At 66.5% G+C, this 23,580-nt stretch carries 25 protein-coding genes and 2 tRNA genes; 10 read left to right on the plus strand and 17 right to left on the minus strand.

The window, feature by feature from the left end; all coding sequences use genetic code 11:
- Positions 1-2 precede the first annotated feature (2 nt).
- Entirely contained in the window at positions 3-485 is a 483-nt protein-coding gene (locus QF046_RS11395; RefSeq protein WP_307369811.1) for an aminoacyl-tRNA deacylase, read from the plus strand.
- A 17-nt stretch (positions 486-502) separates the two neighbouring features.
- Here QF046_RS11395 and QF046_RS11400 read toward each other — a convergent pair whose 3' ends face one another.
- Positions 503-811 (minus strand): EthD family reductase, encoded by a 309-nt coding sequence (locus tag QF046_RS11400; protein WP_307369813.1) that lies wholly within the window; start codon positions 809-811, stop codon positions 503-505.
- Positions 812-875: 64 nt separating this feature from the next.
- A complete protein-coding gene (locus QF046_RS11405) occupies positions 876-1,298 on the minus strand; it encodes an NUDIX hydrolase (protein WP_307369815.1) in 423 nt (140 codons plus the stop codon).
- 116 nt (positions 1,299-1,414) lie between these two features.
- Here QF046_RS11405 and QF046_RS11410 point away from each other — a divergent pair, with 116 nt between their 5' ends.
- On the plus strand, positions 1,415-1,867 hold the full coding sequence (locus QF046_RS11410; RefSeq protein WP_307369816.1) for an iron chaperone: 453 nt from the start codon (positions 1,415-1,417) through the stop codon (positions 1,865-1,867).
- 71 nt (positions 1,868-1,938) lie between these two features.
- Here the strand turns inward: QF046_RS11410 and QF046_RS11415 are convergent, their stop codons facing one another.
- Both QF046_RS11415 and QF046_RS11420 read right to left on the minus strand, forming a co-directional pair.
- Entirely contained in the window at positions 1,939-2,784 is an 846-nt protein-coding gene (locus tag QF046_RS11415) for a universal stress protein (protein WP_307369818.1), read from the minus strand.
- An 86-nt stretch (positions 2,785-2,870) separates the two neighbouring features.
- Positions 2,871-4,001, minus strand: coding sequence for an aminotransferase class V-fold PLP-dependent enzyme (locus QF046_RS11420; protein WP_307369821.1), 1,131 nt, complete (start codon positions 3,999-4,001; stop codon positions 2,871-2,873).
- 191 nt (positions 4,002-4,192) lie between these two features.
- Here QF046_RS11420 and QF046_RS11425 point away from each other — a divergent pair, with 191 nt between their 5' ends.
- Positions 4,193-4,744: an NUDIX hydrolase gene (locus QF046_RS11425; RefSeq protein ID WP_307369822.1), complete on the plus strand. Its 552-nt coding sequence runs from the start codon at positions 4,193-4,195 to the stop codon at positions 4,742-4,744.
- Positions 4,745-4,749: 5 nt separating this feature from the next.
- On the opposite strand, the gene QF046_RS11430 is transcribed toward QF046_RS11425, so the two are convergent.
- The 6 genes from QF046_RS11430 to QF046_RS11455 all read right to left on the minus strand — a co-directional run bounded on the left by QF046_RS11430 (position 4,750) and on the right by QF046_RS11455 (position 8,521).
- Positions 4,750-5,202: a hypothetical protein gene (locus QF046_RS11430; protein ID WP_307369824.1), complete on the minus strand. Its 453-nt coding sequence runs from the start codon at positions 5,200-5,202 to the stop codon at positions 4,750-4,752.
- A gap of 190 nt (positions 5,203-5,392) precedes the next feature.
- Positions 5,393-5,465: transfer RNA gene (locus QF046_RS11435), tRNA-Ala, on the minus strand.
- Between the two features lie 28 nt (positions 5,466-5,493).
- A tRNA-Ile gene (locus QF046_RS11440) sits at positions 5,494-5,567 on the minus strand.
- Between the two features lie 88 nt (positions 5,568-5,655).
- On the minus strand, positions 5,656-6,459 hold the full coding sequence (locus tag QF046_RS11445) for a DUF4097 family beta strand repeat-containing protein (protein WP_307369827.1): 804 nt from the start codon (positions 6,457-6,459) through the stop codon (positions 5,656-5,658).
- A complete protein-coding gene (locus QF046_RS11450) occupies positions 6,456-7,172 on the minus strand; it encodes a response regulator transcription factor (protein WP_307369828.1) in 717 nt (238 codons plus the stop codon). Before QF046_RS11450 ends, QF046_RS11445 begins: the two co-directional genes overlap by 4 nt.
- A complete protein-coding gene (locus QF046_RS11455; protein ID WP_307369830.1) occupies positions 7,160-8,521 on the minus strand; it encodes a sensor histidine kinase in 1,362 nt (453 codons plus the stop codon). Before QF046_RS11455 ends, QF046_RS11450 begins: the two co-directional genes overlap by 13 nt.
- A 119-nt stretch (positions 8,522-8,640) precedes the next feature.
- Here QF046_RS11455 and QF046_RS11460 point away from each other — a divergent pair, with 119 nt between their 5' ends.
- Positions 8,641-9,363 (plus strand): VIT family protein, encoded by a 723-nt coding sequence (locus QF046_RS11460; RefSeq protein WP_307369832.1) that lies wholly within the window; start codon positions 8,641-8,643, stop codon positions 9,361-9,363.
- A 180-nt stretch (positions 9,364-9,543) separates the two neighbouring features.
- Here the strand turns inward: QF046_RS11460 and QF046_RS11465 are convergent, their stop codons facing one another.
- The 7 genes from QF046_RS11465 to dnaA form a co-directional block, all read right to left on the minus strand.
- Positions 9,544-9,948 (minus strand): DUF3566 domain-containing protein, encoded by a 405-nt coding sequence (locus QF046_RS11465; protein ID WP_307369835.1) that lies wholly within the window; start codon positions 9,946-9,948, stop codon positions 9,544-9,546.
- A 3-nt stretch (positions 9,949-9,951) separates the two neighbouring features.
- Entirely contained in the window at positions 9,952-12,591 is a 2,640-nt protein-coding gene (gene gyrA, locus QF046_RS11470) for a DNA gyrase subunit A (protein WP_307369838.1), read from the minus strand.
- Positions 12,592-12,760: 169 nt separating this feature from the next.
- Entirely contained in the window at positions 12,761-14,845 is a 2,085-nt protein-coding gene (gyrB, locus tag QF046_RS11475) for a DNA topoisomerase (ATP-hydrolyzing) subunit B (protein WP_307369841.1), read from the minus strand.
- Positions 14,846-14,962: 117 nt separating this feature from the next.
- A complete protein-coding gene (locus QF046_RS11480; protein ID WP_373425710.1) occupies positions 14,963-15,490 on the minus strand; it encodes a DUF721 domain-containing protein in 528 nt (175 codons plus the stop codon).
- Complete coding sequence (gene recF, locus QF046_RS11485) at positions 15,477-16,664, minus strand: DNA replication/repair protein RecF (RefSeq protein ID WP_307369847.1); 1,188 nt, start codon at positions 16,662-16,664, stop codon at positions 15,477-15,479. The genes QF046_RS11480 and recF overlap by 14 nt, the downstream gene beginning before the upstream one ends.
- Before the next feature lie 204 nt (positions 16,665-16,868).
- Positions 16,869-18,011 carry a DNA polymerase III subunit beta gene (gene dnaN / locus QF046_RS11490; RefSeq protein WP_307369850.1) on the minus strand — a complete coding sequence of 381 codons (1,143 nt, stop codon included), beginning with the start codon at positions 18,009-18,011 and terminating at the stop codon, positions 16,869-16,871.
- A 413-nt stretch (positions 18,012-18,424) separates the two neighbouring features.
- Positions 18,425-19,816 (minus strand): chromosomal replication initiator protein DnaA, encoded by a 1,392-nt coding sequence (dnaA, locus tag QF046_RS11495; protein ID WP_307369852.1) that lies wholly within the window; start codon positions 19,814-19,816, stop codon positions 18,425-18,427.
- A 323-nt stretch (positions 19,817-20,139) separates the two neighbouring features.
- On the opposite strand from dnaA, the gene rpmH reads away from it, so the two are divergent.
- The 6 genes from rpmH to rsmG all read left to right on the plus strand — a co-directional run bounded on the left by rpmH (position 20,140) and on the right by rsmG (position 23,385).
- Positions 20,140-20,277 carry a 50S ribosomal protein L34 gene (rpmH, locus tag QF046_RS11500; RefSeq protein ID WP_241927151.1) on the plus strand — a complete coding sequence of 46 codons (138 nt, stop codon included), beginning with the start codon at positions 20,140-20,142 and terminating at the stop codon, positions 20,275-20,277.
- Complete coding sequence (gene rnpA, locus QF046_RS11505; RefSeq protein ID WP_307369855.1) at positions 20,216-20,647, plus strand: ribonuclease P protein component; 432 nt, start codon at positions 20,216-20,218, stop codon at positions 20,645-20,647. The genes rpmH and rnpA overlap by 62 nt, the downstream gene beginning before the upstream one ends.
- A complete protein-coding gene (gene yidD / locus QF046_RS11510; RefSeq protein WP_307369857.1) occupies positions 20,644-20,994 on the plus strand; it encodes a membrane protein insertion efficiency factor YidD in 351 nt (116 codons plus the stop codon). The genes rnpA and yidD overlap by 4 nt, the downstream gene beginning before the upstream one ends.
- 3 nt (positions 20,995-20,997) lie before the next feature.
- On the plus strand, positions 20,998-22,059 hold the full coding sequence (gene yidC / locus QF046_RS11515) for a membrane protein insertase YidC (protein WP_307369859.1): 1,062 nt from the start codon (positions 20,998-21,000) through the stop codon (positions 22,057-22,059).
- The gene (locus QF046_RS11520) at positions 22,059-22,553 is read left to right on the plus strand and encodes a R3H domain-containing nucleic acid-binding protein (protein ID WP_307369862.1); all 495 of its coding nucleotides are present in this window, start codon (positions 22,059-22,061) and stop codon (positions 22,551-22,553) included. Before yidC ends, QF046_RS11520 begins: the two co-directional genes overlap by 1 nt.
- Positions 22,554-22,752: 199 nt before the next feature.
- Positions 22,753-23,385, plus strand: coding sequence for a 16S rRNA (guanine(527)-N(7))-methyltransferase RsmG (gene rsmG / locus QF046_RS11525; RefSeq protein WP_307369864.1), 633 nt, complete (start codon positions 22,753-22,755; stop codon positions 23,383-23,385).
- Positions 23,386-23,580 lie beyond the last annotated feature (195 nt).

Consider the following 23,580-nt stretch of genomic DNA (forward strand, 5'->3'; position numbering starts at 1 on the left):
GCTTGAGCGAGCAGAACCAACGGGTGCGCGCCGCGGCGGCCGCTCGAGGTCTCGAGATCGAGATCATCGAGCGGCCGCCCGCGGGCAGCCTGGAGGAGGCCGCGGCCCTGCTGGGCCTGCAGGTCTCCGACATCGTCAAGACGCTGGTCGTCAAACGATCCGACGACACCTTCCTGTTCGCACTGATCCCTGGCGGCCGCTCGATCTCGTGGCCGAAGCTTCGCGCCATCGTGGGCGTGAACAGGCTGCGCCTGCCCGATCCCGCGATCGCGCTTGAGGCGACCGGCTACGAGCGCGGCACGATCGTCCCCATCGGCAGCACGACGGACTGGCCGGTGTACGCCGACGAGACGATCGTGGGTCGGCGCATCGCGATGGGCTCGGGAGCCCACGGCTTCTCGCTGTTCATCGACGCGGACGATCTGATCCGCTCCTACGGTGCCACGGTCGCCGACATCTCCGTTCCGGAGACGGCCCGCGACTGACGCCGCGAGTGCTGCCCTCAGACGGTCTCGACGTCGAGGAACAGGCCGGTGATCTTTCCTCCGGTGGCCTGGATCACCGCGCCGAAGAACGCGCCGCCCTCCGGTGTCGCGGTGCCCGCGGAGGCCTCGTCGTAGCCGTCGAAGGTCAGGGTGATGGTGCGATGCGCCGGCGTGGGAGTGCCGTCCTCCTTGGGCCAGACGCGGCTGGACTCCAGACCGCGCAGTCCGGGCACGGCCCGCGCCTTGGTGAGGATGTCGGGCAGAGCGGCCTCGAGGACGTCGGCCGACTCGAGGTTGTCGATGATGATCTCGACCTTGGTGGACATGATTGTTCCTTCCATCGTTTGTAGAGTTACTAGTTAGTCTACATACGATGGGGAGATCTGTCACTCAGAGGATTCCTGCCATCCTCAATGCGATGTCGACGAGCTTCACGCGCCGCAGTTCGGCCACCTCGGGCAGCGTGAACCATCCGGCCATGTCCGTGGAGCCGTTGGTCTCGAACCGCAGCCGGCCGCCGGTGATGTCGGCCCGGTAGACGATGCGCAGGGTGTGCAGTGGTGAGCTGGCCTTGTGCACGCGCTGCGAGCCCGGGATGACACGGGAGTGGATGCCGAGCAGTTCGGTGGGCTGGACATGGAATCCGGTCTCCTCGCGCAGCTCGCGCCGCACCGCGACCTCGGGATCCTCGCCGTCCTCCAGTCCTCCGCCTGGCATGGTCCAGGCGACGCGTCGCCCCTCGGTCCAGCGTGCGAGAAGGACGCGGCCCTCGTCATCGGTGACGACCGCGTAGGCGGCGACGCGCAGATCCATGACTTCACAGTAACGCCCACCCCGCGCGGCGGACATCGCGGGCATCGATCAGGAATCGAGAAGCACATCCGTGCGACACCCTCGTAGCGTGGATCGCAGACACGAAGGAGACCGAAATGGCTGAGAAGAGCAAGACAGCGAACTTCACCGATGTGGAACTCGCCGCGATGAAGGAGACGGCGGCCGAGCGGCGCACAGCGCGCTCCCGCTCGAAGAAGGACCCCGAGCAGATCCGTCGCGAGGGCGAGGAGGAACTGCTCGGCAAGCTGGCCGAACTCTCGGACGACGACCGCGAGCTCGGCGAGGCGCTGCACAAGCTCGTCACGGAGACCGCGCCGCACCTGGTCCCGCGCACGTATTACGGCATGCCTGCATGGGGCAAGGACGGCAAGGTTCTGTGCTTCTTCCAGGCGGCGTCGAAGTTCAAGGTTCGCTACGCCACATTCGGCTTCGATCCGACCGCGGCGTTGGACGACGGCAACGTGTGGCCGACCTCGTTCGCCGTCACGAAGCTCGGTGCGAAGGAGCTGGACTTCCTGGGCGAGCTGATTCGCCGCGCCGCCTCCTGAGCGATCACGCTGTCCTGAGCCATCACGCGAGATCGAGTGCGTCCGCCGACCGCGTCAGCGCACTCTGGTTCTCAGCGCACGACGGCGGTGACCGATGCCAGCCGCTGCAGCACCTCATGGCTGATGGATCCGAGCAGGAAGCGGCGCACGACGCCGTGCCCACGGCTGCCGACCACGGTCAGACGCGCGCCCTCGGCGAGCTCGTTGATGATCAGCGACGGGAAGCCCTCGGCCACCGCTTCCTCGATCTCCAGGTCGGGGTAGCGGCTGCGCAACCCGCCCAGCGACAGAGCGAGCGCTTCGCGGGCGTTCTGCTCCATCCCATCCCGGTAGCCGTGTGGGCTGACCATCAGGGCGTTGCGCGGTGCGGAGATCGGGGTCCAGACGATGACCGCGGTGAGGGGCTCCCCCAGACGATCTGCCTCGGCTGCGGCGAAGGCGATCGCGTCCTCCGAGACGGGCGAACCGTCGACGCCGACCACGACACCGCTGCGCTCGTCGTCCAGGTCGAAGTCGGGCACGACCACGACCGGGCACTTCGATGCGGCGGTGATGCGGATGCCGTGGGCGCCGCGCGCAGGTCCCTTCCCTGGGCCGCGGTAGTCGCTGCCGATGACCAGCAGAGCGGCATCCTCCGACGCGACGGCGAGCTGCGCGACAGGATCGCCGACCTCGACCCGGGTGGTGACGGTCACCCCCGCCGCGGCGATCCGATCCGCCTCGGCGGCGAGCAGCTGCTCTGTCGCGGAGGTCGCGGCCTGGATCAGGGCGGCCTCGCCGATCATGCCGACCGCACCGCCGACGACGCTCAGCAGTTCGATGCTCTGATGGCGCGCGCTCGCGCGTGCGACGGCCCAGTCGACCGCCCGCCGGCTGTCGGATGCGGCGCTGACCGCGACGATGAGCTTCTCAGACATGGCGACTCCGTCCCCTGGTGGTCCTCACTCTATGCCGTTGTGAGGGGTTCCGCTCGGGCCGCCGCCAGCACCATCGGATGCCGAGGTCAGAGGCCCATTCCGCGCAGGGCGGACTCGAGCCTGGCGACCGTGCCGTCGACGTCGTCGAGCTTGTCGAGCCCGAACAGCCCGACCCGGAAGGTGCTGAACGACTCGGCCTCTCCGCAGTGCAGCGGCACGCCCGCGGCGATCTGCAGGCCCTGCTCGCGGAAGCGGGCACCGGTGCGCAGTGCGGGCTCCGTCGTGTGCACCACGACCACGCTCGGTGCGGCGAATCCGGCGGCGGCGACCGAGGGCAGACCGCGCGCGGCCAGCAGCTCGCGCACTCGGGAGCCGAGCTCGACCTGCGCCGCGCGCAGTGCGTCGAGCCCGCGGTCGCGGGTCTCGATCATCTGCGTGAGGTTGTGCGCGATCGAGTCGGTGGGCATGGTGGCGTGATACGCGGCGGATCCGTCGCGATAACCGTCCGAGATCGCCAGCCAGCGGTTCAGGTCCAGCGCGAAGCTGGTCGGAGTTCCGGATGCCACGGCATCCCGACCCTTCTCGCTGAGCATGACGTACCCCACGCCGGGCGTGCCGCTCCAGCCCTTCTGTGGGGCGCTGATGAGCACGTCGACGCCGAGGTCGCGCATGTCGACCCACATCGCACCGGAGGCGATGCAGTCCAGAACGAGGACGCCGCCGACCTCGTGCACGGCGTCGGCGAGTGCACGCACGTAGTCGTCGGACAGAAGGATGCCGGCGGCCGTCTCGACGTGCGGGGCGAAGACCACCTCGGGCCGTTCGGTGCGGATGCTCTCGACGACCTCGTCGATCGGCGCGGGGCTCCAGACCGCCTGAGAGTCATCGCTGTCGGGGCGGGCGGTGCAGACCGTGACGGCGGACGCGATGGAGCCGGTCTCGAGGATCTGAGACCAGCGGTACGAGAACAGGCCGTTGCGCACGACGAGCGCCTTCTTGCCTGTGGCAAGGTGACGCGCGACGGACTCCATGGCGTAGGTGCCACCGCCGTTGATCACCACCGCGCTGTCGGCGCCGTAGGTGTCGCAGAGGATGCCGAGGGTCTGCTGCATCACGTCGACGAAGCGCGCCGACATGTGGTTGAGGGAGCGATCGGTGAAGACCACCGAGTACTCCAGCAGGCCGTCGGGGTCGATGTCAGCGCGAGGAAGATCCATGTCACCAGGGTTGCACCGCGCGCGAGTTTCGGAAAGCTTCTTCCACGAAGTGGAGTGCGCGACGGCGGCAGGGGTTCGCGGGGCGCATCCCATCCCGCGCGCGGAAGCGGCCATCCGAGCCCTGCGAAGCACCCGCGCAGCGGCGGCCGGCGGTTCTGATCACGATCGGCGCCGCGGCTTACGCTGAAGGGGTGACCGCCGCCGAGGATTCCGCCGCCACCCTGCGCTCGTGGACGCCGATCCGCGAAGCGGACCGCCGCCTTCAGTGCGAGTACGTGGAGTTCGCCGACGAGCCCGCGCACACGCATCGGGAGACCTCGTCCGGGCAGCATCTGACCGCGAGCGCGTTCGTCTTCGACGCGGCTCTCGAGCAGGTGCTGCTCTGCTTCCACGGCAAGGGCCGCTTTTGGGTGCAGCTCGGCGGTCACATCGAGCAGTCGGATGCGTCTCTGGCGGATGCCGCGCTGCGCGAAGCGCTCGAGGAGAGCGGTCTGGACCGGCTCACCCCGGTGCTCGGCGCCCCGGTCGATCTCGACCGCCATGCACTGTCATCCGGCTTCGGCAGCTGCCAGGTGCACTGGGACGTCGGCTTCGCGTTCATCGCCGACCCGGATGCGACGCCCCTGGCCAGCGAAGAGAGTGAGAGTGTCGCATGGTGGCCGGTCGCCGGCCTGCCCGAGGGCAGCGTGTCCGGGCTCGCCGGACGGATCGAGCGCGCGCTCGCGTCGATCAGCGCTGCGTAACGCCCTCAGGCGCTGCGCAGCGGATGCCGCATCCGGTCGCCGAAGAGCCAGCCGAATCCGACGATGATCAGCACACCGTCAACAGCGTGCAGGAACCCGAACCACCTGCTCACTCCGAAGCCCAGCCCCACGAGCAATCCCTGCACGAAGTACAGCAGCAGGAACAGCACAAGTGGAATGACCCACACGCGCCAGTTGGCTCTGGACAGCAGGCCGAGGATCAGCAGCACAGCAGCGATCCCGTAGAGGACCATGCCGTTGATGCCATGCGGTTCGAACGCCGCCATGCCCCACGCCTGATCGCCGGGCTTCTCCTCCGCACCCCAGAAGCCGAGGGCGGCGAGTGCCACCTGCAGCAGGCTGAGGATGAGGCCGAGCAGCGCGACCCATTTGAAGATCTGATCGCATATGACCCGCCAGCCTGCGACGGCCGTGCGCGTCTTTCCGTTGGAACTCATCTGCGATGTTCCTTTCCGGCGCCAGCCGATCCGAAGAAGCGGTCGGGCCCTGTGACTTCACTCTCGTGGTCGTCGGGGTTCCGGCTGGCCGGGGCAAACGCTACTCTTCCGACGGCGCGAGCACCACAGGTCCTCAGAAAACAAGAAGACCCCGCCGAGGCGGGGTCTTCTTCACTGTCTCAACACAGTGTGGAGCCTAGGAGATTCGAACTCCTGACATCCTGCTTGCAAAGCAGGCGCTCTACCAACTGAGCTAAGGCCCCGGACGGGTATTCATTTGGGAGAAAACTGTGGGGCTACCAGGACTTGAACCTGGGACCTCTTCATTATCAGTGAAGCGCTCTAACCACCTGAGCTATAGCCCCGTCAACCTCCAAGACTTTACCGGATCCGACGGGTCAAAGCGAATCGAGCCCGGCCTCTCGCCGGCCGGGCTCGATCCGGTGTCGACGGTCAGTCGGCGGCGGGGTGCAGCCGGACGGATCCCGCGGATACGGACGCGGTGATCCGGTTCGCGCTGTTCGGACTCTGCTGCAGGTGGCTGTCCAGGGAACCGGCACTGACCTCCTGCCGCAGGTCATACTGCTCGTCGGGCAGGGTGAGGTCCAGAGCACCCGCTGAGACCTCGATCGCGACCTCGGACGGCACGGTGTCGAGCGTGGCGACGATGCGTCCTGCGTTGACCGTGAACTCAGCCGTCCGCACGTCGCCGAGGTCGATGTCGGCTCGGCCGGCATTCAGTTCGGCGTCCAGGTCACGAGCAGTTCCGTTCAGGTTCAGCGAACCGGCATTCAGGTTCACATCCAGCTCCCCGAAGTCTCCGTCGACCGACAGCGAGCCCGCCTGCAGCGTGAAGTCAGCGTCGATTCCGCTCAACCGGTCGGGCAGGACCAGCGTCGCCCGCTGGTCACCCCGCATCCAGTCCGGACGGAACCAGTCGAAGCCGTTCTGCGGTCCTCGGACCTTGAGCTCGTCACCATCACGGCTGAGCGACCAGCCGTTCGATGACCCGCCGTCGATCTGCAGCTGCGCCTCCTCGGCGCCGGTGCGGAACTCCACCGTCACCTCGGCCGCATCCACGTTCAGATCGAGCGAGGTCACACCCTGGGTGTCAGCCTGCAGCGATCCGGACTGCGCGCCCATCCCGCTCACCCCGGCCACGGCGGCAGTCGCTCCGGTGCCCAGCAGCACCACGCCGCCGAACACCGCCAGCACTACCGTCAGTGCGCCGATGCTCTTCTTCGTCGTGCCGTTCATCGCACGCCTCCCTGGTTGTCGCGGCCCGCGTCGACGGAGCCGTTGTTCTCGATATGGGCGAGTGCAGCCAGCACTCGTCGGTTGCCGTCTTCGGGATCCAGTCCCAGCTTCTGGAAGATCGAGGTGATGTGCTTCTCGACGCTGGCCTCGCTGAGGAACAGCAGGCCGGCGATCGATGCGTTGGACTTGCCCTCCGCGATCAGCGCGAGCACCGTGCGCTCCCGCTCGGTGAGACGCATCATCCGCTCGTCACGGTTGCGTCGGGTGAGCAGCTGCGCGACGACCTCGGGGTCGAGCACCGTGCTGCCCGCCGCGATGCGCTGCACCGACTCCAGGAACTCGGCCACATCGGCGACCCGGTCCTTGAGCAGGTAGCCGATGGCGCCTCCCTGTGCCGATCCGCCCTTCGCCGGATGAGTCTGGGCCGTGATCAGTTCGCTGGCGTAGCGCTCCTCGACGTACTGGGACAGCACCAGCAGCGGCACGGACGGATGGGCGGCGCGGATCTCCAGCGCGGCACGGATCCCCTCGTCCGTGAAGGTCGGAGGCAGCCGCACGTCGAGGATGCAGAGCTCGGGGTCCTTCTCGGTGACGGCGTCCATCAGTCCGTGAGTGTCGGGGAGGGCGGCGACCACCTCGTGGCCGGCGTCCTCGAGCAGGCGGACCAGTCCCTCGCGGAGGAGAACCGAGTCCTCGCAGATCAGGATGCGCATGGGACCGTCACCTCCAGGCTGGTCGGACCGCCGACGGGGCTGTCGAGACGGAACGTGCCGCCCGCGGCGAGCACTCGATTGGTGATGCCGTCGAGTCCGCCACCGGGCTGCACCTGAGCGCCGCCCATGCCGTTGTCCTCGACGCGTGCCCACAGGCCTCCGTCGCGACTGCGCACGACCACCCGGCACTCGCTGGCGCGGGAGTGCTTGGCCGCGTTGGTCAGCGACTCGGCGATCGCGAAGTAGACGGCGGCCTCGGCATCCCGGCATCCGGCGCCGGTCCCGGTCAAGCCCGGCTCGATGCGCACGTCCAGCTGCACGGGGATGTGCGAGCGTCCGGCGAGGGCCGACAGCGCGGCATCCAGTCCACGGTCGTCCAGCACTGATGTGTGGATGCCGCGAGCCAGCTGACGCAGCTCGGTGATGGCGGCCTTGGTGGAGGTGTGCGCCTCGTCGATAAGGGCCTTGGCGGCGACCGGGTCGGAGTCGATCTTCTGCTGCGCGAGCCCGAGGGTCATGCCGACGGAGACGAGCCGCGGCTGGACGCCGTCGTGCAGGTCGCGCTCGATGCGCGTGCGCTCCAGTTCGGCGGCGCGCACGGCGCCGGCGCGCTGGGCGGTGGTGGTCTGAACCCTGGCGGCCAGTTCGGCCTCGCGGTTCGGCACCACGAGGGTGCGGCTGAGCAGGCGGTGCAGCATCGCGAGTCCGATGATGCCGGCAGTGCAGGCGAGCACGCCGAGGATGCCGACGACCGGCGCCCATTCGACGGCGACGTCGCTGCCGAGGGGACCTGCGGCGACGCCCTGGGTGTGCAGCGGGGTGAACGCGAAGAACGCCGACCAGATCGCGCCCCAGAACAGACGGATCAGGAGTGCGCCGGCGATGCATGCGAGCACGAAGTTGACGATCACCCGCCACATCGGACCGTTGATCGACTGCTTGCCGACATTGCGGAGCCAGCCGCCGAAGCCGGGGTGGGTGCGTGTGGTCCACTGCAGGTCAGGGAGCTCCTCGCCGTACAGGCCGCTGACGCGACGCACCTCGAACCAGGCGACGCCGAACAGTGCGTACACCAGTCCGAGCAGGATGAAGATGCCGATGCCGAAGACGAACAGCATCCCGAGTCCGACGCCGAGCATCGCGCTCAGTGCGGCGAGAATGCCGGAGCCGACCACTCCGAGAGCGGCGAGTTCGAGGATGGTGAGGAAGAGACGATGCGGACGCTTCGCCGTGTCGCCGGCAGTGGCCGGCTGGGAAGAGATGGGGGCGGCCGGTCCGGCTGCGGGAGCGGCCACCTGCGGTGCCGCGGGCGGTGCCGGCGGCTGGGAAGGTGTCGGATTCGTGGTCATGTCAACAAAGCTACGGTGCCCCGCGAGATCGCGACACGGAGGCACCCGGACACCCTGGTTCGGGTTTTCCCTACTCTCGGTCGCCCGCTCGAGGTGCGCGAGGTGGTTCACTGGGCACCATGACGGATTCCGACGCCACTCACGCCGCCGAACCTCATGGCGGTGGCGTGAGTCAGAAGCTCAACTGGCTGCGCGCCGGCGTGCTCGGAGCCAATGACGGCATCGTCTCGGTGGCATCGCTGGTGGTGGGCGTCGCTGGCGCCACGACCGACAATGCGGCGCTGCTGATCGCGGGCCTTGCCGGCCTGGTCGGCGGGGCGATCTCGATGGCGCTGGGCGAGTACGTGTCTGTGAGCAGCCAACGCGACTCGGAGCAGGCCCTCATCCACGAGGAGCGCGAAGAGCTGCGCACCATGCCCGAGGAGGAGCTCGCCGAACTCACCCAGTTGTACCGCGACCGCGGTCTCAGCGAGCAGACCGCCCACCGGGTGGCGGTCGAGCTGACCGAGCACGACGCCCTCGCCGCTCACCTGGAGGTGGAACTCCGCATCGATCAGAACGACCTGGTGAACCCCTGGCACGCCGCGGTCTCGTCGGCGATCGCGTTCACGATCGGTGCGCTGCTGCCCCTGCTCGCCATCCTGCTCCCACCTCCCGAGTGGCGCGTGCCCGTCACCTTCGCCGCCGTGCTCATCGCCCTCGCCGCAACCGGCACGATCGCCGCCAAGGTCGGCGGCTCGAGTCCGGTCCGTGCATCCGCCCGCCTGGTCATAGGCGGCGCGCTGGCCCTGCTCGCCACCTGGCTGATCGGCACCCTCCTAGGCACCACCGGCGTCGTGTAGGGCTTTCCTCTCTCCCCAACTCAGCCTGCGAGCTCGGCGAAGCTCGAGCCCCCTCGTGCAGCTGAGGACGGAGAAATCCCTCTTTCGAGAGCATCGGGGAGGGACCCACGAAGTGGGAGGGGCACCCGTTCTGCGAACGAAAGAGGGATTTCGGAGTCCGACCCACCGGCCGGAGAGAACTCAGTTCGACATGAAACCGACGAGCAGCCCGCCCGTCACCTTCACCGCCAGGTTGTAGATTCCGGCGACGACAGCGCCGAGCACCGTGAAGACGATGAGGTTCAGGATCGAGACGACCGCGCCGAACGCCATCACCTGCGGCAGCCCGATGAGGCTCTGCAGGTCGACCGCCCCGTCGCTGACGGAGTCGAGGATCTCGCCCGCCTGGCTGATCACGTTGGTGGCCTGCAGCACCATGAAGATGAGGAAGAAAGACACCATCGTGACGATCGCGAGGGCCACCGCTCCGAGGAACGACAGCTTCACCGCGGACCAGAAGTCCACGTAGACCAGGCGCAGCCGGACCTGCTTGCCACCGCTCTTGCGGGTGGACTTCTTGGCCAGCTTGTCTGCGACGGTGCTCATCGATCAGCTCTCTTCGGGGGACTCGGCTTCAGGGGCCTGTTCTTCAGGATTCTGGGCTTCTGGATTCTGGGCTTCTGGATTCTGGGCTTCGGTGGCCTGAGACTCGGGTGTCTGCGCCTCTGAGTTCTGAGACTCTGAGTCCTCGGCATCCGTCTCGTCTTCGTCGTCGATGCCGCGCTCACTGTTGCGTGCCACGGCGAGGATGCGATCGTCACCCGTCATCCGGGCGAACACGACTCCCATGGTGTCGCGACCCTTGGCGGGCACCTCGGCCACGGCAGAGCGTACCACCTTGCCGCTGGAGAGAACCACCAAGACCTCGTCGTCCTCGGAGACGATCAGACCGCCCGCGAGAACGCCACGCTCGTCGCTCAGCTTGGCCACCTTGATGCCGGTTCCGCCGCGCTTCTGCACCTTGTACTCCTCGACCTTGGTGCGCTTCGCGTACCCGCCGTCGGTGACGGTGAAGACGAAGGAGTCCTCGGCGACGATGGATGCCGACAGAAGGCAGTCCTCGTCATCCTTGAACTTCATGCCCCGCACACCCTCGGTCGCGCGGCCCATCGGGCGCAGTGCGTCGTCGGTGGCGTGGAAGCGCACGGACATGCCCTTGGCACTGATGAGCAGGATGTCCTCGTCGGCGTTGGCAAGCTTGGCGCTGACCAGCTCGTCGCCCTCGCGCATGCGGATGGCGATCACTCCGCCCTGGCGGTTGGTGTCGTAGTCGCCGAGGCGGGTCTTCTTCACCAGGCCGCCGCGGGTGGCGAGCACCAGGTAGTCCTTCGCCTGGTAGTCGCTGATCGCGAGCACCTGGGCGATCTTCTCCTCGGGCTGCAGCGCGAGCAGGTTCGCGACGTGCTGACCCTTGGCATCCCGACCGGCCTCGGGCACCTCGTACGTCTTGGTGCGGTAGACCCGGCCCTTGTCGGTGAAGACGAGGAGCCAGTGGTGCGTGGTGGTCACGAAGAAGTGCTCGACCAGGTCGTCGGCGCGCAGCTGCGCACCCTTGACGCCCTTGCCGCCGCGGTGCTGCGAACGGTAGTTGTCGCTGCGGGTGCGCTTGATGTAGCCCTCGCGGGTGACGGTGACGACCATCTCCTCGACGGGGATGAGGTCCTCCATCGACATGTCGCCGTCGAAGCCGTGCAGGATGTGCGTGCGGCGCTCGTCCGCGAAGCGGTCGACGATCTCGGTGAGCTCGGTGCGCACGATGTCGCGCTGGCGCGACTCGGTGGCGATGATCTCCTTGTAGTCGGCGATCTTCACCTCGAGCTCGGTCGCCTCGTCGATGATCTTCTGACGCTCCAGTGCGGCCAGGCGGCGCAGCTGCATGTCGAGGATCGCCTGGGCCTGGTCGTCGTCGATCTCGAGCAGGGCCTTCAGTCCCTCGCGAGCCTCATCGACCGTGGGGGAGCGGCGGATCAGCGCGATGACCTCGTCGAGAGCATCCAGTGCCTTCAGGTATCCCTGCAGGATGTGCATGCGGGCCTGCGCCTTGCGCAGCCGGAACCGGGTGCGGCGGACGATGACGTCGAGCTGGTGATCCAGCCAGTTCGTGATGAAGCCGTCCAGCGCCAGGGTGCGCGGCACTCCGTCGACGATCGCGAGCATGTTCGCGCCGAAGTTGTCCTGCAGCGGAGTGTGCTTGTACAGGTTGTTCAGCACGACCTTCGCGACCGCGTCGCGCTTGAGCACGATCACGAGACGCTGACCGGTGCGGTCGGAGGACTCGTCGCGGATGTCGGCGATGCCGGTGATGCGGCCCTCACGGGCCAGGTCGCCGATCTTCACCGCGAGGTTGTCGGGGTTCACCTGGTACGGCAGCTCGGTGATGACCAGGCACGTGCGGCCCTGGATCTCCTCGACCTCGACGACCGCGCGCATCGTGATCGAACCACGACCCGTGCGGTACGCCTCCTGGATGCCCTTGGTGCCCAGGATCTGCGCGCCGGTCGGGAAGTCCGGACCGGGGATGCGCTGGATCAGACCCTCGAGCAGCTCCTCACGGTGAAGGCCCGGGTTCTCCAGCGCCCACAGCGCGGCAGCCGAGACCTCACGCAGGTTGTGCGGCGGGATGTTGGTCGCCATGCCGACCGCGATGCCGATCGAGCCGTTGACGAGCAGGTTCGGGAACCGTGCCGGCAGGACGTCCGGCTCCTGCGTCTGGCCGTCGTAGTTCGGCGAGAAGTCGACGGTCTCCTCTTCGATGTCGCGCACCATCTCGAGCGCGAGCGGAGCCATCTTCGTCTCGGTGTATCGAGGGGCCGCGGCGCCCATGTTGCCGGGGGAGCCGAAGTTACCCTGGCCGAGCGCGAGCGGATAGCGCAGTGCCCACGGCTGCACCAGACGCACGAGGGTGTCGTAGATCGCCGTATCACCGTGCGGGTGGTACTGACCCATCACCTCGCCGACGATACGGGCGCACTTGGAGAACGACTTGTCGGGCCGGAACCCGCCGTCGTACATGCCGTAGATGACACGGCGGTGCACGGGCTTGAGGCCATCGCGCACATCGGGCAGCGCACGGCCCACGATGACGGCCATCGCATAGTCGAGATAGCTGCGCTGCATCTCGGACTGCAGGTCGACCTGGTCGATGCGGCCGTGCTCGTGAGTCGGCTCGGGGCGTTCTTCGTCAGTCATGTGTCTTCTCTTCGGTACTCGGTGCCGGGATCGAGGATGCCGCTTCGCTCGCAGAGGCGGGTCCCTCCCGCTTCGCGGGGCCCTCCCGATGCTCGCTCACGCGGCATCCTCAGTCCCTCATGTTCTGAAGTTGTGTCACCGCCGAGATCAGCGGTGGGTGTGTAAAGGGTCAGATGTCGAGGAAGCGGACGTCCTTGGCGTTGCGCTGGATGAAGGTGCGTCGGGACTCGACGTCCTCACCCATCAGCACGCTGAAGATCTCGTCTGCGGCCGCAGCATCGTCGATGGTGATCTGGCGAAGGGTGCGCGTGGTGTGATCCATCGTGGTCTCCCACAGCTCCTTCGGGTTCATCTCGCCGAGACCCTTGTAGCGCTGGATGCCGGCATCCTTCGGCAGACGCTTGCCGTTCGCGATGCCGTCCTTCATCAGCGCATCGCGTTCAAGGTCGGTGTAGACGTACTGATGCGGGGCGTTGGTCCACTTCAGCCGGTACAGCGGCGGCATCGCGAGGTACACGAAGCCCGCCTCGATCAGGCCGCGCATGTAGCGGAACAGCAGCGTCAGCAGCAGCGTCGTGATGTGCTGGCCGTCGACATCGGCATCCGCCATCAGCACGATCTTGTGGTACCGGGCCTTCTCGATGTCGAAGTCCTCGCCGATGCCCGTGCCGAAGGCCTGGATCATCGCCTGCACCTCACGGTTGCCGAGCGCCTTGTCCAGACGAGCGCGCTCGACGTTGAGGATCTTGCCGCGCAGCGCCAGGATCGCCTGGGTGTGCGGGTCGCGACCCTGCACCGCCGAACCGCCGGCCGAATCACCCTCCACGAGGAAGATCTCGCTGATCGACGGGTCCTTGCTCGTGCAGTCCTTCAGCTTGTCCGGCATCGCCGCAGACTCGAACACGCTCTTGCGCCGAGCGGTCTCGCGCGCCTTGCGGGCGGCGAGGCGGGCGGTGGCGGCATCGATCGACTTGCGGATGATGTTCTTCGCCTGCTGCGGGTTGCGGTCGAACCAGTCGCCGAGCTGATCGTTGACGATCTTCTGCACGAACGCCTTCGCCTCGGTGTTGCCCAGCTTGGTCTTCGTCTGGCCCTCGAACTGGGGCTCGCCGAGCTTGATCGAGATGACGGCGGTGAGGCCCTCGCGCACGTCGTCGCCGGAAAGGTTCTCGTCCTTCTCCTTGAGCAGGTTGTTCGCGCGGGCGTAGCGGTTCACCAGGCTGGTCAGCGCCGCACGGAAGCCCTCTTCGTGCGTGCCTCCCTCGTGCGTGTTGATCGTGTTGGCGTAGGTGAACACGTTCTCGGTGTACGAGGTGGTCCACTGCATCGCGACCTCGAGCGAGATCTTGCGCTCCTTGTCCTCGCTGTCGAAGTCGATGATCTCCTCGTTGACGACCTCGGCCTTGCGGACCTTGTTGAGGTACTCGACGTAGTCGACCAGACCGCGCTCGTAGAGGAACACGTCGGAGGGCTGCTTCGCGGTGCTCGTGCCGTCGACGTTGTCGATCTCGTAAGCGGATGCCGGACGCTCGTCTCGCAGCGCGATGCGCAGTCCCTTGTTCAGGAACGCCATCTGCTGGAAGCGGGTGCGCAGCGTCTCGTAGTCGAACTCGACGCCCTCAGTGAAGATCTCCGGGTCCGGCCAGAACGTGATGAGTGTCCCGGTGCCCTCGGTCTCGCCGACCTGCACGAGTCCCTGCTGCGGGACTCCGCCGTTCGCGAAGCTGTGCCGCCAGATGTGGCCCTGACGCTTGATCTCGACGTCGAACCGCGTGGAGAGCGCGTTCACGACCGACGAGCCCACGCCGTGCAGGCCACCGGAGACCGCGTAGCCGCCGCCGCCGAACTTGCCGCCGGCGTGCAGGATCGTCAGCACCACCTCGACGGTGGACTTGGTCGGGTCGGAGGAGTGCGGATCGACCGGGATGCCGCGGCCGTTGTCGTCCACGCGGACTCCGCCGTCTTCGAGGATCGTCACCTCGATGTTGTCGGCGTAGCCGGCGAGGGCCTCGTCGACCGAGTTGTCGACGATCTCGTACACCAGGTGGTGCAGACCGCGCGGACCCGTGGAGCCGATGTACATGCCCGGGCGCTTGCGGACGGCCTCGAGACCCTCGAGGATCTGGATGTCGTCGGCACCGTAGTCGCCGGGGACCTTCCGGGATTCAGAGGAGGAGGACTCGGTTCCTGCACCCCCTCGGGTCGCTGAGCTCGTCGTCGCGTCGTTGTCGTCAGCAGGGGTTTCAGGTGTCATCAGAAATGATTCTCCACATCGAAAGTACCCTCTCATTCTAGCGGGTTTCCGAGGGGTACATGCGCCTCAAACGCCGTGTACGCGATTCTGAGCGTCTGAGGGGTGGTTCGTGATGTCCTACCCGTAGGTATCCCGTGGGCCTCTTCCCGGCACGACCCGCGGACCCCATTTCCAGGACGGCACATCGGGACCGATAAAGCGGATGTTGACGACGCCGGCATCCGGATAACGGTTGCCGATCTCGGTCATGATCACCGCGCGCATGAACTGCAGATTCTTCGCCCACGCCGTGGAGTCGCACTTCACCGTGAGCACACCGCGCTCCAGCGAGACGGGTTCGGAGTGCTTCGCGGTGTCGGATCCGGCCAGCTCGGCCCACTGGCGCACCAGGTCCTCGGCGGCGAGGGTCTTCTCCCACCCGGAGTCCTTGGTGAGCTTGGCGAGCACATCGCCGAGCATGCCGGGGTCGCGACCCTTCGAGAACGGCGCGTTGTCATCGTCGACCTGGATGCGCTTGCGACGCTTCCAGTTCTTCGAGCTCGGCTTCAGCCCGCGCAGACGCAGGTACGTCGCGACGGTCTCCGGCGGCTGCGGGCCGGTCGCCGCGGGGCGGGCCGCGGGCTGCTGCGGGTCAGTCATCGGCATCCTGGGTCCCTGAACCGGTCGAAGGGCGCTCATCGCTGATCGTGCCGGCGCTGATCCGCACCACGTGACGGTGCAGCTGCTCCGGGATGTCGGCTTCGACCGCGGCCGTGACGATCACCTGCTCGTAGCCTGCGGTCAGCGCCGCCAGGCGCTGCCGACGCTCGGCATCCAGTTCGGCGAACACGTCATCGAGGATCAGCACCGGGTCACCGGCCGGGGACTCGTCTCGCAGCAGGGCAGCGGATGCCAGGCGCAGGGCGAGCGCCACGGACCACGATTCGCCGTGTGAGGCGTAGCCCTTCACCGGCAGGTCGCGCACCCGCAGCACGAGATCGTCGCGGTGCGGTCCGACGAGCGTCAACCCGCGCTCGATCTCCTTGGCGCGCTTGTCCTGCAGCGCCGCGCGGAAGAGATCCTCGATCTCACCGCGGACGTCGGTCTCGGCATCCGGCTCCTGCGATTCCTCGGGATCCCCACCCCGAACCGACAGCGCCCACTCGAGCTGCGGACGATGATCTGCACCGGCGATCGCCGTATACGCCTCCGACAGCGGACCCTGCAGGTCGGTCGCCAACCGGATCCGGGCGTGGATGATCTCCGACCCCAGCGAGACGAGCTTGTCATCCCAGACGTCCAGAGTCGACAGGCCCTCACCGCGAACGCCGCGAGCCCGCGCGGATTTCAGCAGCGCCGTGCGCTGGCGCAGCACACGCTCGTAGTCTGCGATCACACCCGCCATCCGCGGAATCCGCTGAATCAGCAGCTGATCCGCGAATCTTCTGCGCGAGGACGGGTCACCGCGGACGATCTGCAGATCCTCAGGAGCGAACAGCACGACATGCGCGTAGCGGGGGAGCTCATTTGTCTTGGACGGGGAGCCGTTGATCCGCGCACGGTTCGCACCCTGCCGATTCACCTGCACCTCGACGAGGACCGCCCGGCTGCCGTGCTGCAGACGGGCCCGGATGACGGCGAACTCCTGGCCGTCGCGCACCATCGGTGCATCGGACGAGACCCGGTGCGAACCGAGCGTCGCGAGGAAGACGACAGCCTCGGCGAGATTCGTCTTGCCCTGACCGTTGCTGCCGACCAGCACGTTCGGACCCCGATGCAGGGTCAGATCCGCGGTCGCGTAATTGCGGAAGTCAACCAGGTTCAGGTGCTCCACGATCACGGCTTCAGCCTACCTTCGGGGTCAGACGTCGGCTTGTTCACTGTGGGGTTCGGGTTGGGGACCTTCCCTGCGCTCGCAGAGCGGGTACCCCTCCGGTTCCTGAGCGAGCGTAGCGAGACGAAGGGCGCGGGTCCCTCCCCGATGCTCGCTCCGGGAAGATCCCCAACCCTCAGCACCTGATCGGAAGAGGGGGGAGAGAGGGCGTCAGCGCAGCAGCAGGTTCGGCTGCAGCAGGTACTTGAACGAGTCGAGACCAGCCTGGTCGACAGAGGTCTGGCTGGTCACGAGAACCGGGCTGAGCTTGTTGGCGTTGTCGCTCGAGGTGAACGTCACGCGGGTGAACTCGCTCTTGACCGCGCCGAGTGCCTCGAGCAGGTACTGCGGGTTCAGGCCGAGGGTCACCTCGTCGCCGCCGTTCAGGTGCGCGTCGACCGACTCGGATGCGCGGGCCTGCTCGCTGCCCGAGGCATCCATCGTCACGCCGTCGGCGCCGAACGTGAAGCGCAGCGGCGCGGAGCGATCCAGCACCAGAGCCACACGACGGACGGCCTCGATCAGGTCACCGGTGTTCACGACCGCGTAGTGGTCCGTCTGCTCGGGGAACAGTCGGCGCACGGGCGGGAAATTGCCCTTGATCAGGAGAGAGGTCACGGTCTTGTTGCCAGCGGTGAACGCGATGATCTCGCGGTCACCCGCTCCCGAGAACGCGATCTCGATGTTGCCGGCGTGCGCGAAGGTCTTGCCGACCTCGGTCAGAGTGCGAGCCGGGACCAGCGCGGTCTGGTCGGTGCCCTCGCCATCCCAGGGAACGTCGCGCAGCGAGACGCGGTAACGGTCGGTCGCGACCAGGCTCAGGTTCGTGCCCGACACCTCGAGCTGCACACCCGTGAGGACGGGGGTCACATCATCGCGGGATGCCGCGAAGGCCACCTGCGCGATCGCGGTGCCGAAGTCCTCGGCGGGAACGACGCCCGTCGAGCCGGTCACCTCGGGAATCGAAGGGTATTCCTCCACCGGCATGGCGGCCAGCGTGAACCGTGCGGACCCGCAGGTGACGGCGATGCCGCCATCCTCCTCGACGACGACCTCGATGGGTGCGTTCGGAAGCCGGCTCGCGATGTCGGAGAGCAGTCGGCCATGCACGAGGATCGTGCCCGGCTCATCGACGGTCGCCTCGATCGTCGTGCGGGCGGATGCCTCGTAGTCGAAGGCCGAGAGGGTGAGACCGCCGTCGGATGCCTCGATGAGCACACCGGCGAGGATCGGCTGAGGATTGCGCTGTGGCAGCAGCTTCACGACGAAGGACACAGCCTCGCTGAACACATCGCGGTTGACCTGGAACCTCACGGGCGCTCCCTCGTTGTCATTCACGCAGCGGACCTGCTGCAGGCCATCCCATGCTAGTCGTACCGGGCGAAGCCCCCGCTACCCGGATCCGGCGAGGATCCGGGTTCCGTCCACATCCGTCTGGTCATCGGATCGCCCATTACTGAGAGAGATCTCTTAACGGTGTTAACAACTGTGGATTCTGTGGATAACTCCGTGGATATCAACGAAGAGTAGGAAACTACATCCGTGTCACATGTGGACGCCCTGAGGAATCCGCGGGTTTCGGGTGCATCCGAGTCAGAACTGCGAGTGACCGTTATCCACAGGGGAGGCTGCCGGACGGCATCCGATCGTCCGGGTTTCCACAAGTTATCCACAACCCCTGCGGACAACCGCACCGATTCCGCGGGAGCGCAGGCGTGTCGGGGGCGTCAGCGCCGGCTGATCTGCGTGGTGATCTCGGTGACCTGGTTGTAGATCGAGCGGCGCTCCTTCATGAGCTCGCTGATCTTCTTGCACGCGTACATCACGGTCGTGTGATCGCGGTTGCCGAACAACTGGCCGATCTTCGGCAGCGACAGGCTCGTGCGCTCCCGGCACAGGTACATCGCGATCTGTCGTGCGCCCGCGATCTGCTGCGAGCGGCTGGAGCCGTACAGATCGTCGACCGTGAGCTTGAAGTACGCAGCGGTCGCGGTGATGATGTCCGTCGGCGAGATGACGTTGTCATCGGCGGTGTCGATGATGTCGCGCAGCACGGACTGTGCGAGCGAGGTGTCCAGCGCCGAACGGTTCAGGCTCGCGAAGGCGGACACCCGGATGAGAGCGCCCTCGAGTTCGCGGATGTTGGAGGAGACGACCGTCGCGATGTACTCCAGCACCTCATCGGGGATGTGCAGGGAATCGCTCTGCGCCTTCTTGCGCAGGATCGCGATGCGGGTCTCGAGGTCGGGAGCCTGCACGTCGGTGATCAGACCCCACTCGAAGCGGCTGCGCATCCGATCCTCGAATCCGGTGAGCAGCTTCGGCGCGACATCACTGGTGATCACGACCTGCTTGTTGTGATCGTGGAGCTGGTTGAACGTGTGGAAGAACGCCTCCTGCGTCTCGGCGCGGCCCTGCAGGAACTGGATGTCATCGATCATCAGGATGTCGACCTCGCGGTACCTGCTCTGGAAAGCGGCTCCGCGGTTGTTCGCGATCGAGTTGATGAAGTCGTTCGTGAACTCCTCGCTGGAGACGTAGCGCACCTTCACCCCCGAATACAGGGACTGCGCGTAGTCGCCGATGGCGTGCAGCAGGTGAGTCTTGCCCAGACCCGAATCGCCGTAGATGAACAGCGGGTTGTAGGCCTTCGCGGGTGCCTCGGCCACGGCTACCGCTGCGGCATGGGCGAAGCGGTTGGACTGACCGATCACGAAGTTGTCGAAGGTGTACTTCGGGTTCAGACGCGATTCGTGTCGCAGCTGCGTGGGAGCCTCGACGGCTGATTCCAGACGGACAGGCTCCGGCGTCGCGAAGTCGGGGACCGAGATCGGCGCGGTCGGCTGATCTGCGAGCTCGTGGTTCACCACCGTGCGGTAGGACGCGACCTCGTCACCGATCGCCGTGAGCGCCTCCATCAACGGAAGACGCAGACGCTTGTTGATCTGCGCGGCGGTCAGGTCGTTGGGCACATCGAGGTACAGCACTCCGGCCATGACCCCCGCCGGCACCACCAGGCTGAGGAACCCGTGCAGCTGAGGCGAGACGCGCTCATCCTGGGAGAGACGTTCGAGCAGCGTCGACCAGATCGGCACATCGGGGTGGGCTGCAGTGGTCATGGTGCTCCGGGCGAGGTTGTGGAAAGGTCGCCTGAAGCGTGGTCTCCCCCTGTGGATAACGTCGTCTGCCACGGTAGTCACCGCTCGCCGGAACAGCAAGCCGTCCCCGGAAACACGCGGGTGTGTCGTGATCCGTTGAGAAGTCCACAGGTGTGGATAATGGATGTGCGCAACCGGCAGGCAGCGAAAGAGCATCCGTCGGCGGATTTGCCCTGCGCGGCGGCAGGTCGTACCCTTAATCGGTTGACTTATGCCTATTTGGGCAGTACCCCCTGTCTCCGGATGATGAACCCCGGTGACACCATCATTTCCGGAGTGATTCCATGACCAAGCGCACTTTCCAGCCCAACAACCGTCGCCGCGCCAAGAAGCACGGCTTCCGTGCTCGCATGCGCACCCGTGCCGGCCGCGCCATCCTTTCGGCACGCCGCACGAAGGGCCGCACCGAGCTCTCGGCTTGAGCCACAGCCCGGATCCGCTTTGCTCGCCCGGCCGAATCGTCTGACCCGCGGTGTCGACTACCGCCAGGTGGTTCGCCGCGGCGCGCGATGCGGTGGGTCGCGGCTGATCACCTCGGTGCTGCCTGCATCCGAGTTGCGTGGCGCGCGATTCGGGTTCATCATCAGCAAGCAGGTTGGAACCGCCGTGGTTCGCAACACCGTTCGTCGCCGTCTGAAGGCGATCTGTGCGGAGTTCCTGGACACGGTTCCCGAGGGCACGGACATCGTCATCCGTGCCCTTCCCGCATCCGCCGGCGCCGACTTCACCGAGTTGCGCGCGGATGTCGTGCGCTGTCTGAACCGGCTCGTGGCCGGAACGGCGCGAGCATGAGCGCGCTGCCGTCCTATGCATTCGGAACAGCGCGGTTCCACGCATCCGACCTGCTGCGCAGCATCCTGATCCTGCCGCGCAACGCGGTTCTCGCCTTCCTGGTGGCGTACAGGTCTGTCATCTCGCCGCTGTACGGGGACGTTTGCAGGTATTACCCGTCTTGTTCCGCATACGCTGTAGGTGCGGTTCAGCAGCACGGTGCCGTGTGGGGAGCAGTTCTCTCCACGTGGCGCATCCTGCGCTGCAACCCGTGGAGCAAAGGCGGCGTCGACGACGTCCGTCCGCACGCTCACTTCCGATACGAACTGACTCCGCACGGATTCGTCGTACCCGCTCGAAAGGACTGAACAGTGGGTCTTGACCTTCTGCTCGCAAGCACGCCCCCCGCTGACTCGGGTGGGGGATTCGACCTGCTCGGCATCGTGCTGTGGCCACTCAAGTGGGCGGTCGAGCTCATCCTCGTCGCGTGGCACTGGCTGTTCACCGTCGTCGGTCTGTCCGCGGCATCCGGAGTCACCTGGGTCCTGTCGATCATCGGGCTGGTGATCGTCGTCCGTGCAGCTGTCTTCCCGCTGTTCGTGAAGCAGATCAAGAGCCAGCGCAAGATGATGGAGATCGCTCCTGAGCTGAAGAAGGTTCAGGAGAAGTACAAGGGCAAGCGAGACCAGCTCTCCCGCGAGGCCATGAGTCGCGAGACCATGGCGCTGTACAAGAAGCACGGCACCACGCCGATGTCGAGCTGTCTGCCGCTGCTCGTGCAGATGCCCATCTTCTTCGCGCTGTTCAGTGTGCTGCGTGATGTGGGAACGCACGCGAAGGCAGGCGGCGGAGGCGTCGGGATGCTGACGCCCGAGCTCACCAAGGAGTTCTACGACGCGAAGCTCTTCGGCACCGTGTCCCTGCATGAGACGCTCGGAGACGCGTGGTCGGCAGGGAACACCCCGGCCATCGTGCTGCTGGTGATCCTCGTCGTGCTCATGATCGGCTCGCAGTTCTACACGCAGCTGCAGATCATCTCGAAGAACCTGTCGCCCGAGGCCAAGACCGGCCAGGCGTACCAGATGCAGAAGATCATGCTCTACGTCCTGCCCCTGGGCTTCATCTTCTCGGGCGTCTTCTTCCCCCTCGGCGTCGTCGTCTACTGGTTCGTCTCGAACCTGTGGACCATGGGACAGCAGTTCATGGTCATCCGTGAGATGCCGACGCCCGGGTCCGAGGCGGCTCGTGCTCGCGAAGAGCGTCTGGCTCGCAAGGGCAAGGCGATCGCCGCTGACGGCAAGGTCGTTCCGATGGCCGTGTACGAGGCGGAGCAGCAGCGCCTGCTGGATGAGGCAGAGCGCGCGAAGGCCGAGGCCCCCAAGCGCGAGCAGCCCCTGGGCAAGAAGCGTGCGAAGAAGAAGGGGTCCAACTGATGACCGCTGAAGAACTGAAGACGTCGGCGGAGTCGACGGTGGAGGAGCTCGAGCGCGAGGGCGACATCGCCGCGGACTTCCTCGAGGGTCTTCTCGACATCGCCGACATCGACGGCGACCTGAATCTCGATGTCCGACAGGGGCGTGCGTACGTCTCGGTCGAGGCCGAGGGTGACGCGCTGGCGCTGCTGTCGGCCCCGGATACCGTTCAGGCCCTGCAGGAGCTCACACGCCTGGCTGTGCAGAGCAGCACGGGGTCGTTCTCCCGGATGATCCTCGACATCGGCGGATCGCGCGACACGCGTCGCCGGCAGCTCGAGTCGCTGGTGAATGCCGCCGCGGCTCGCCTGGATGACGGCGCCGGCCAGGCATCGCTGCCCGCGATGTCGAGCTACGAGCGCAAGCTGGTGCACGACATCGCCGCGGAGCGGGGCCTTGTCTCCGAGTCGTACGGCGAGGGTGCGGATCGTCATACGGTGATCACCCGCGGCTGAGCTCGTTCGGTGGATGTTTCACGTGAAACGGTGCGGCCCCACCCCGGTCATTGAGCGAGCGAAGCGAGTCGAAATGCCCCGCACGTGGACCGCCCCGGTCATTGAGCGAGCGGAGCGAGACGAAATGCCCCGCACCTGCATCGCCCCCGGTCATTGAGCGAGCGGAGCGAGACGAAATGCAACCCGACCAGGAACTTACATGACTGATTCGCAGCCCGTCGTTGAGGTAGAGCCCGCTGTCGCGGCATCCCTCTTCGGTGACCGCATAGTCCTCGCACGTCAGTTTGCGGCTGCTCTGGTTGCTGAGGGGGAGCTGCGTGGTCTCATCGGCCCGCTGGAGCTGCCTCGGCTCTGGACCCGGCACATTCTGAACTCGGTGATCGCCGCGCCTCTGTTCCAGGGATCCGTCGCTGATATCGGTTCGGGTGCCGGGCTGCCCGGTCTGGTGCTGGCGATCGCGCGTCCGGATGTGCAGTGGACGCTCGTCGAGCCCATGGAGCGTCGGGTCATCTGGCTGAACGAGCAGGTCGCTGCTCTCGGCCTGGACAACGTGACCGTGATGCGTGCCCGTGCAGAGGATGTCGGTCTGGAGTTCGACATCGTCACCGCCCGTGCTGTGAGTGCGCTGCGCACTCTGGTTCCGATCACTGCCCCTCTGGCCAAGGATGGGGGAGAGCTGATCTTCCTCAAGGGTCAGAACGTAGATGCCGAGATCGATGCTGCGCAGAAGGCGTTGAAGAAGCACAAGGTCACGGATGTGGCGGTCGACACCCTCGGCGAGGGTGTCCTCACCGAGACCACCCGGGTCTTCCGCGCCCGCGTGCGCGCCTGACTCGCGACCGGTTACCTCCCAATGGTCACCGGTTGAACCCGTGGATGTTTCACGTGAAACGTCCACGGCATTCTGCCTCCGGTCGGTGAGCGAGCACAGCGAGTCGAAGCGCCAGCGTTTCACGTGAAACATACGGCGCCACCTCCGGTCGTTGAGTGAGCGACAGCGAGTCGAGACGCCCGTGTTCTCCAGGGC

The sequence above is a fragment of the Microbacterium sp. W4I4 genome, from assembly GCF_030816235.1.
In the GTDB taxonomy this organism is placed as follows: domain Bacteria; phylum Actinomycetota; class Actinomycetes; order Actinomycetales; family Microbacteriaceae; genus Microbacterium.

Bases quoted from the DNA above. Each gene is read 5' to 3' on its own strand.
- QF046_RS11460 (WP_307369832.1), top strand. From the start codon at position 8,641: ATGACGGATTCCGACGCCACTCACGCCGCCGAACCTCATGGCGGTGGC.
- dnaA (WP_307369852.1), bottom strand. From the start codon at position 19,816: ATGACCACTGCAGCCCACCCCGATGTGCCGATCTGGTCGACGCTGCTC.
- yidD (WP_307369857.1), top strand. From the start codon at position 20,644: ATGAGCGCGCTGCCGTCCTATGCATTCGGAACAGCGCGGTTCCACGCA.
- QF046_RS11445 (WP_307369827.1), bottom strand. From the start codon at position 6,459: ATGAACGGCACGACGAAGAAGAGCATCGGCGCACTGACGGTAGTGCTG.
- QF046_RS11410 (WP_307369816.1), top strand. From the start codon at position 1,415: ATGGCTGAGAAGAGCAAGACAGCGAACTTCACCGATGTGGAACTCGCC.
- rsmG (WP_307369864.1), top strand. From the start codon at position 22,753: ATGACTGATTCGCAGCCCGTCGTTGAGGTAGAGCCCGCTGTCGCGGCA.
- QF046_RS11450 (WP_307369828.1), bottom strand. From the start codon at position 7,172: ATGCGCATCCTGATCTGCGAGGACTCGGTTCTCCTCCGCGAGGGACTG.
- QF046_RS11465 (WP_307369835.1), bottom strand. From the start codon at position 9,948: ATGAGCACCGTCGCAGACAAGCTGGCCAAGAAGTCCACCCGCAAGAGC.
- QF046_RS11405 (WP_307369815.1), bottom strand. From the start codon at position 1,298: ATGGATCTGCGCGTCGCCGCCTACGCGGTCGTCACCGATGACGAGGGC.
- rpmH (WP_241927151.1), top strand. From the start codon at position 20,140: ATGACCAAGCGCACTTTCCAGCCCAACAACCGTCGCCGCGCCAAGAAG.
- QF046_RS11455 (WP_307369830.1), bottom strand. From the start codon at position 8,521: ATGACCACGAATCCGACACCTTCCCAGCCGCCGGCACCGCCCGCGGCA.
- QF046_RS11415 (WP_307369818.1), bottom strand. From the start codon at position 2,784: ATGTCTGAGAAGCTCATCGTCGCGGTCAGCGCCGCATCCGACAGCCGG.
- gyrA (WP_307369838.1), bottom strand. From the start codon at position 12,591: ATGACTGACGAAGAACGCCCCGAGCCGACTCACGAGCACGGCCGCATC.
- QF046_RS11420 (WP_307369821.1), bottom strand. From the start codon at position 4,001: ATGGATCTTCCTCGCGCTGACATCGACCCCGACGGCCTGCTGGAGTAC.
- QF046_RS11400 (WP_307369813.1), bottom strand. From the start codon at position 811: ATGTCCACCAAGGTCGAGATCATCATCGACAACCTCGAGTCGGCCGAC.
- QF046_RS11520 (WP_307369862.1), top strand. From the start codon at position 22,059: ATGACCGCTGAAGAACTGAAGACGTCGGCGGAGTCGACGGTGGAGGAG.
- QF046_RS11480 (WP_373425710.1), bottom strand. From the start codon at position 15,490: ATGCCGATGACTGACCCGCAGCAGCCCGCGGCCCGCCCCGCGGCGACC.
- gyrB (WP_307369841.1), bottom strand. From the start codon at position 14,845: ATGACACCTGAAACCCCTGCTGACGACAACGACGCGACGACGAGCTCA.
- QF046_RS11430 (WP_307369824.1), bottom strand. From the start codon at position 5,202: ATGAGTTCCAACGGAAAGACGCGCACGGCCGTCGCAGGCTGGCGGGTC.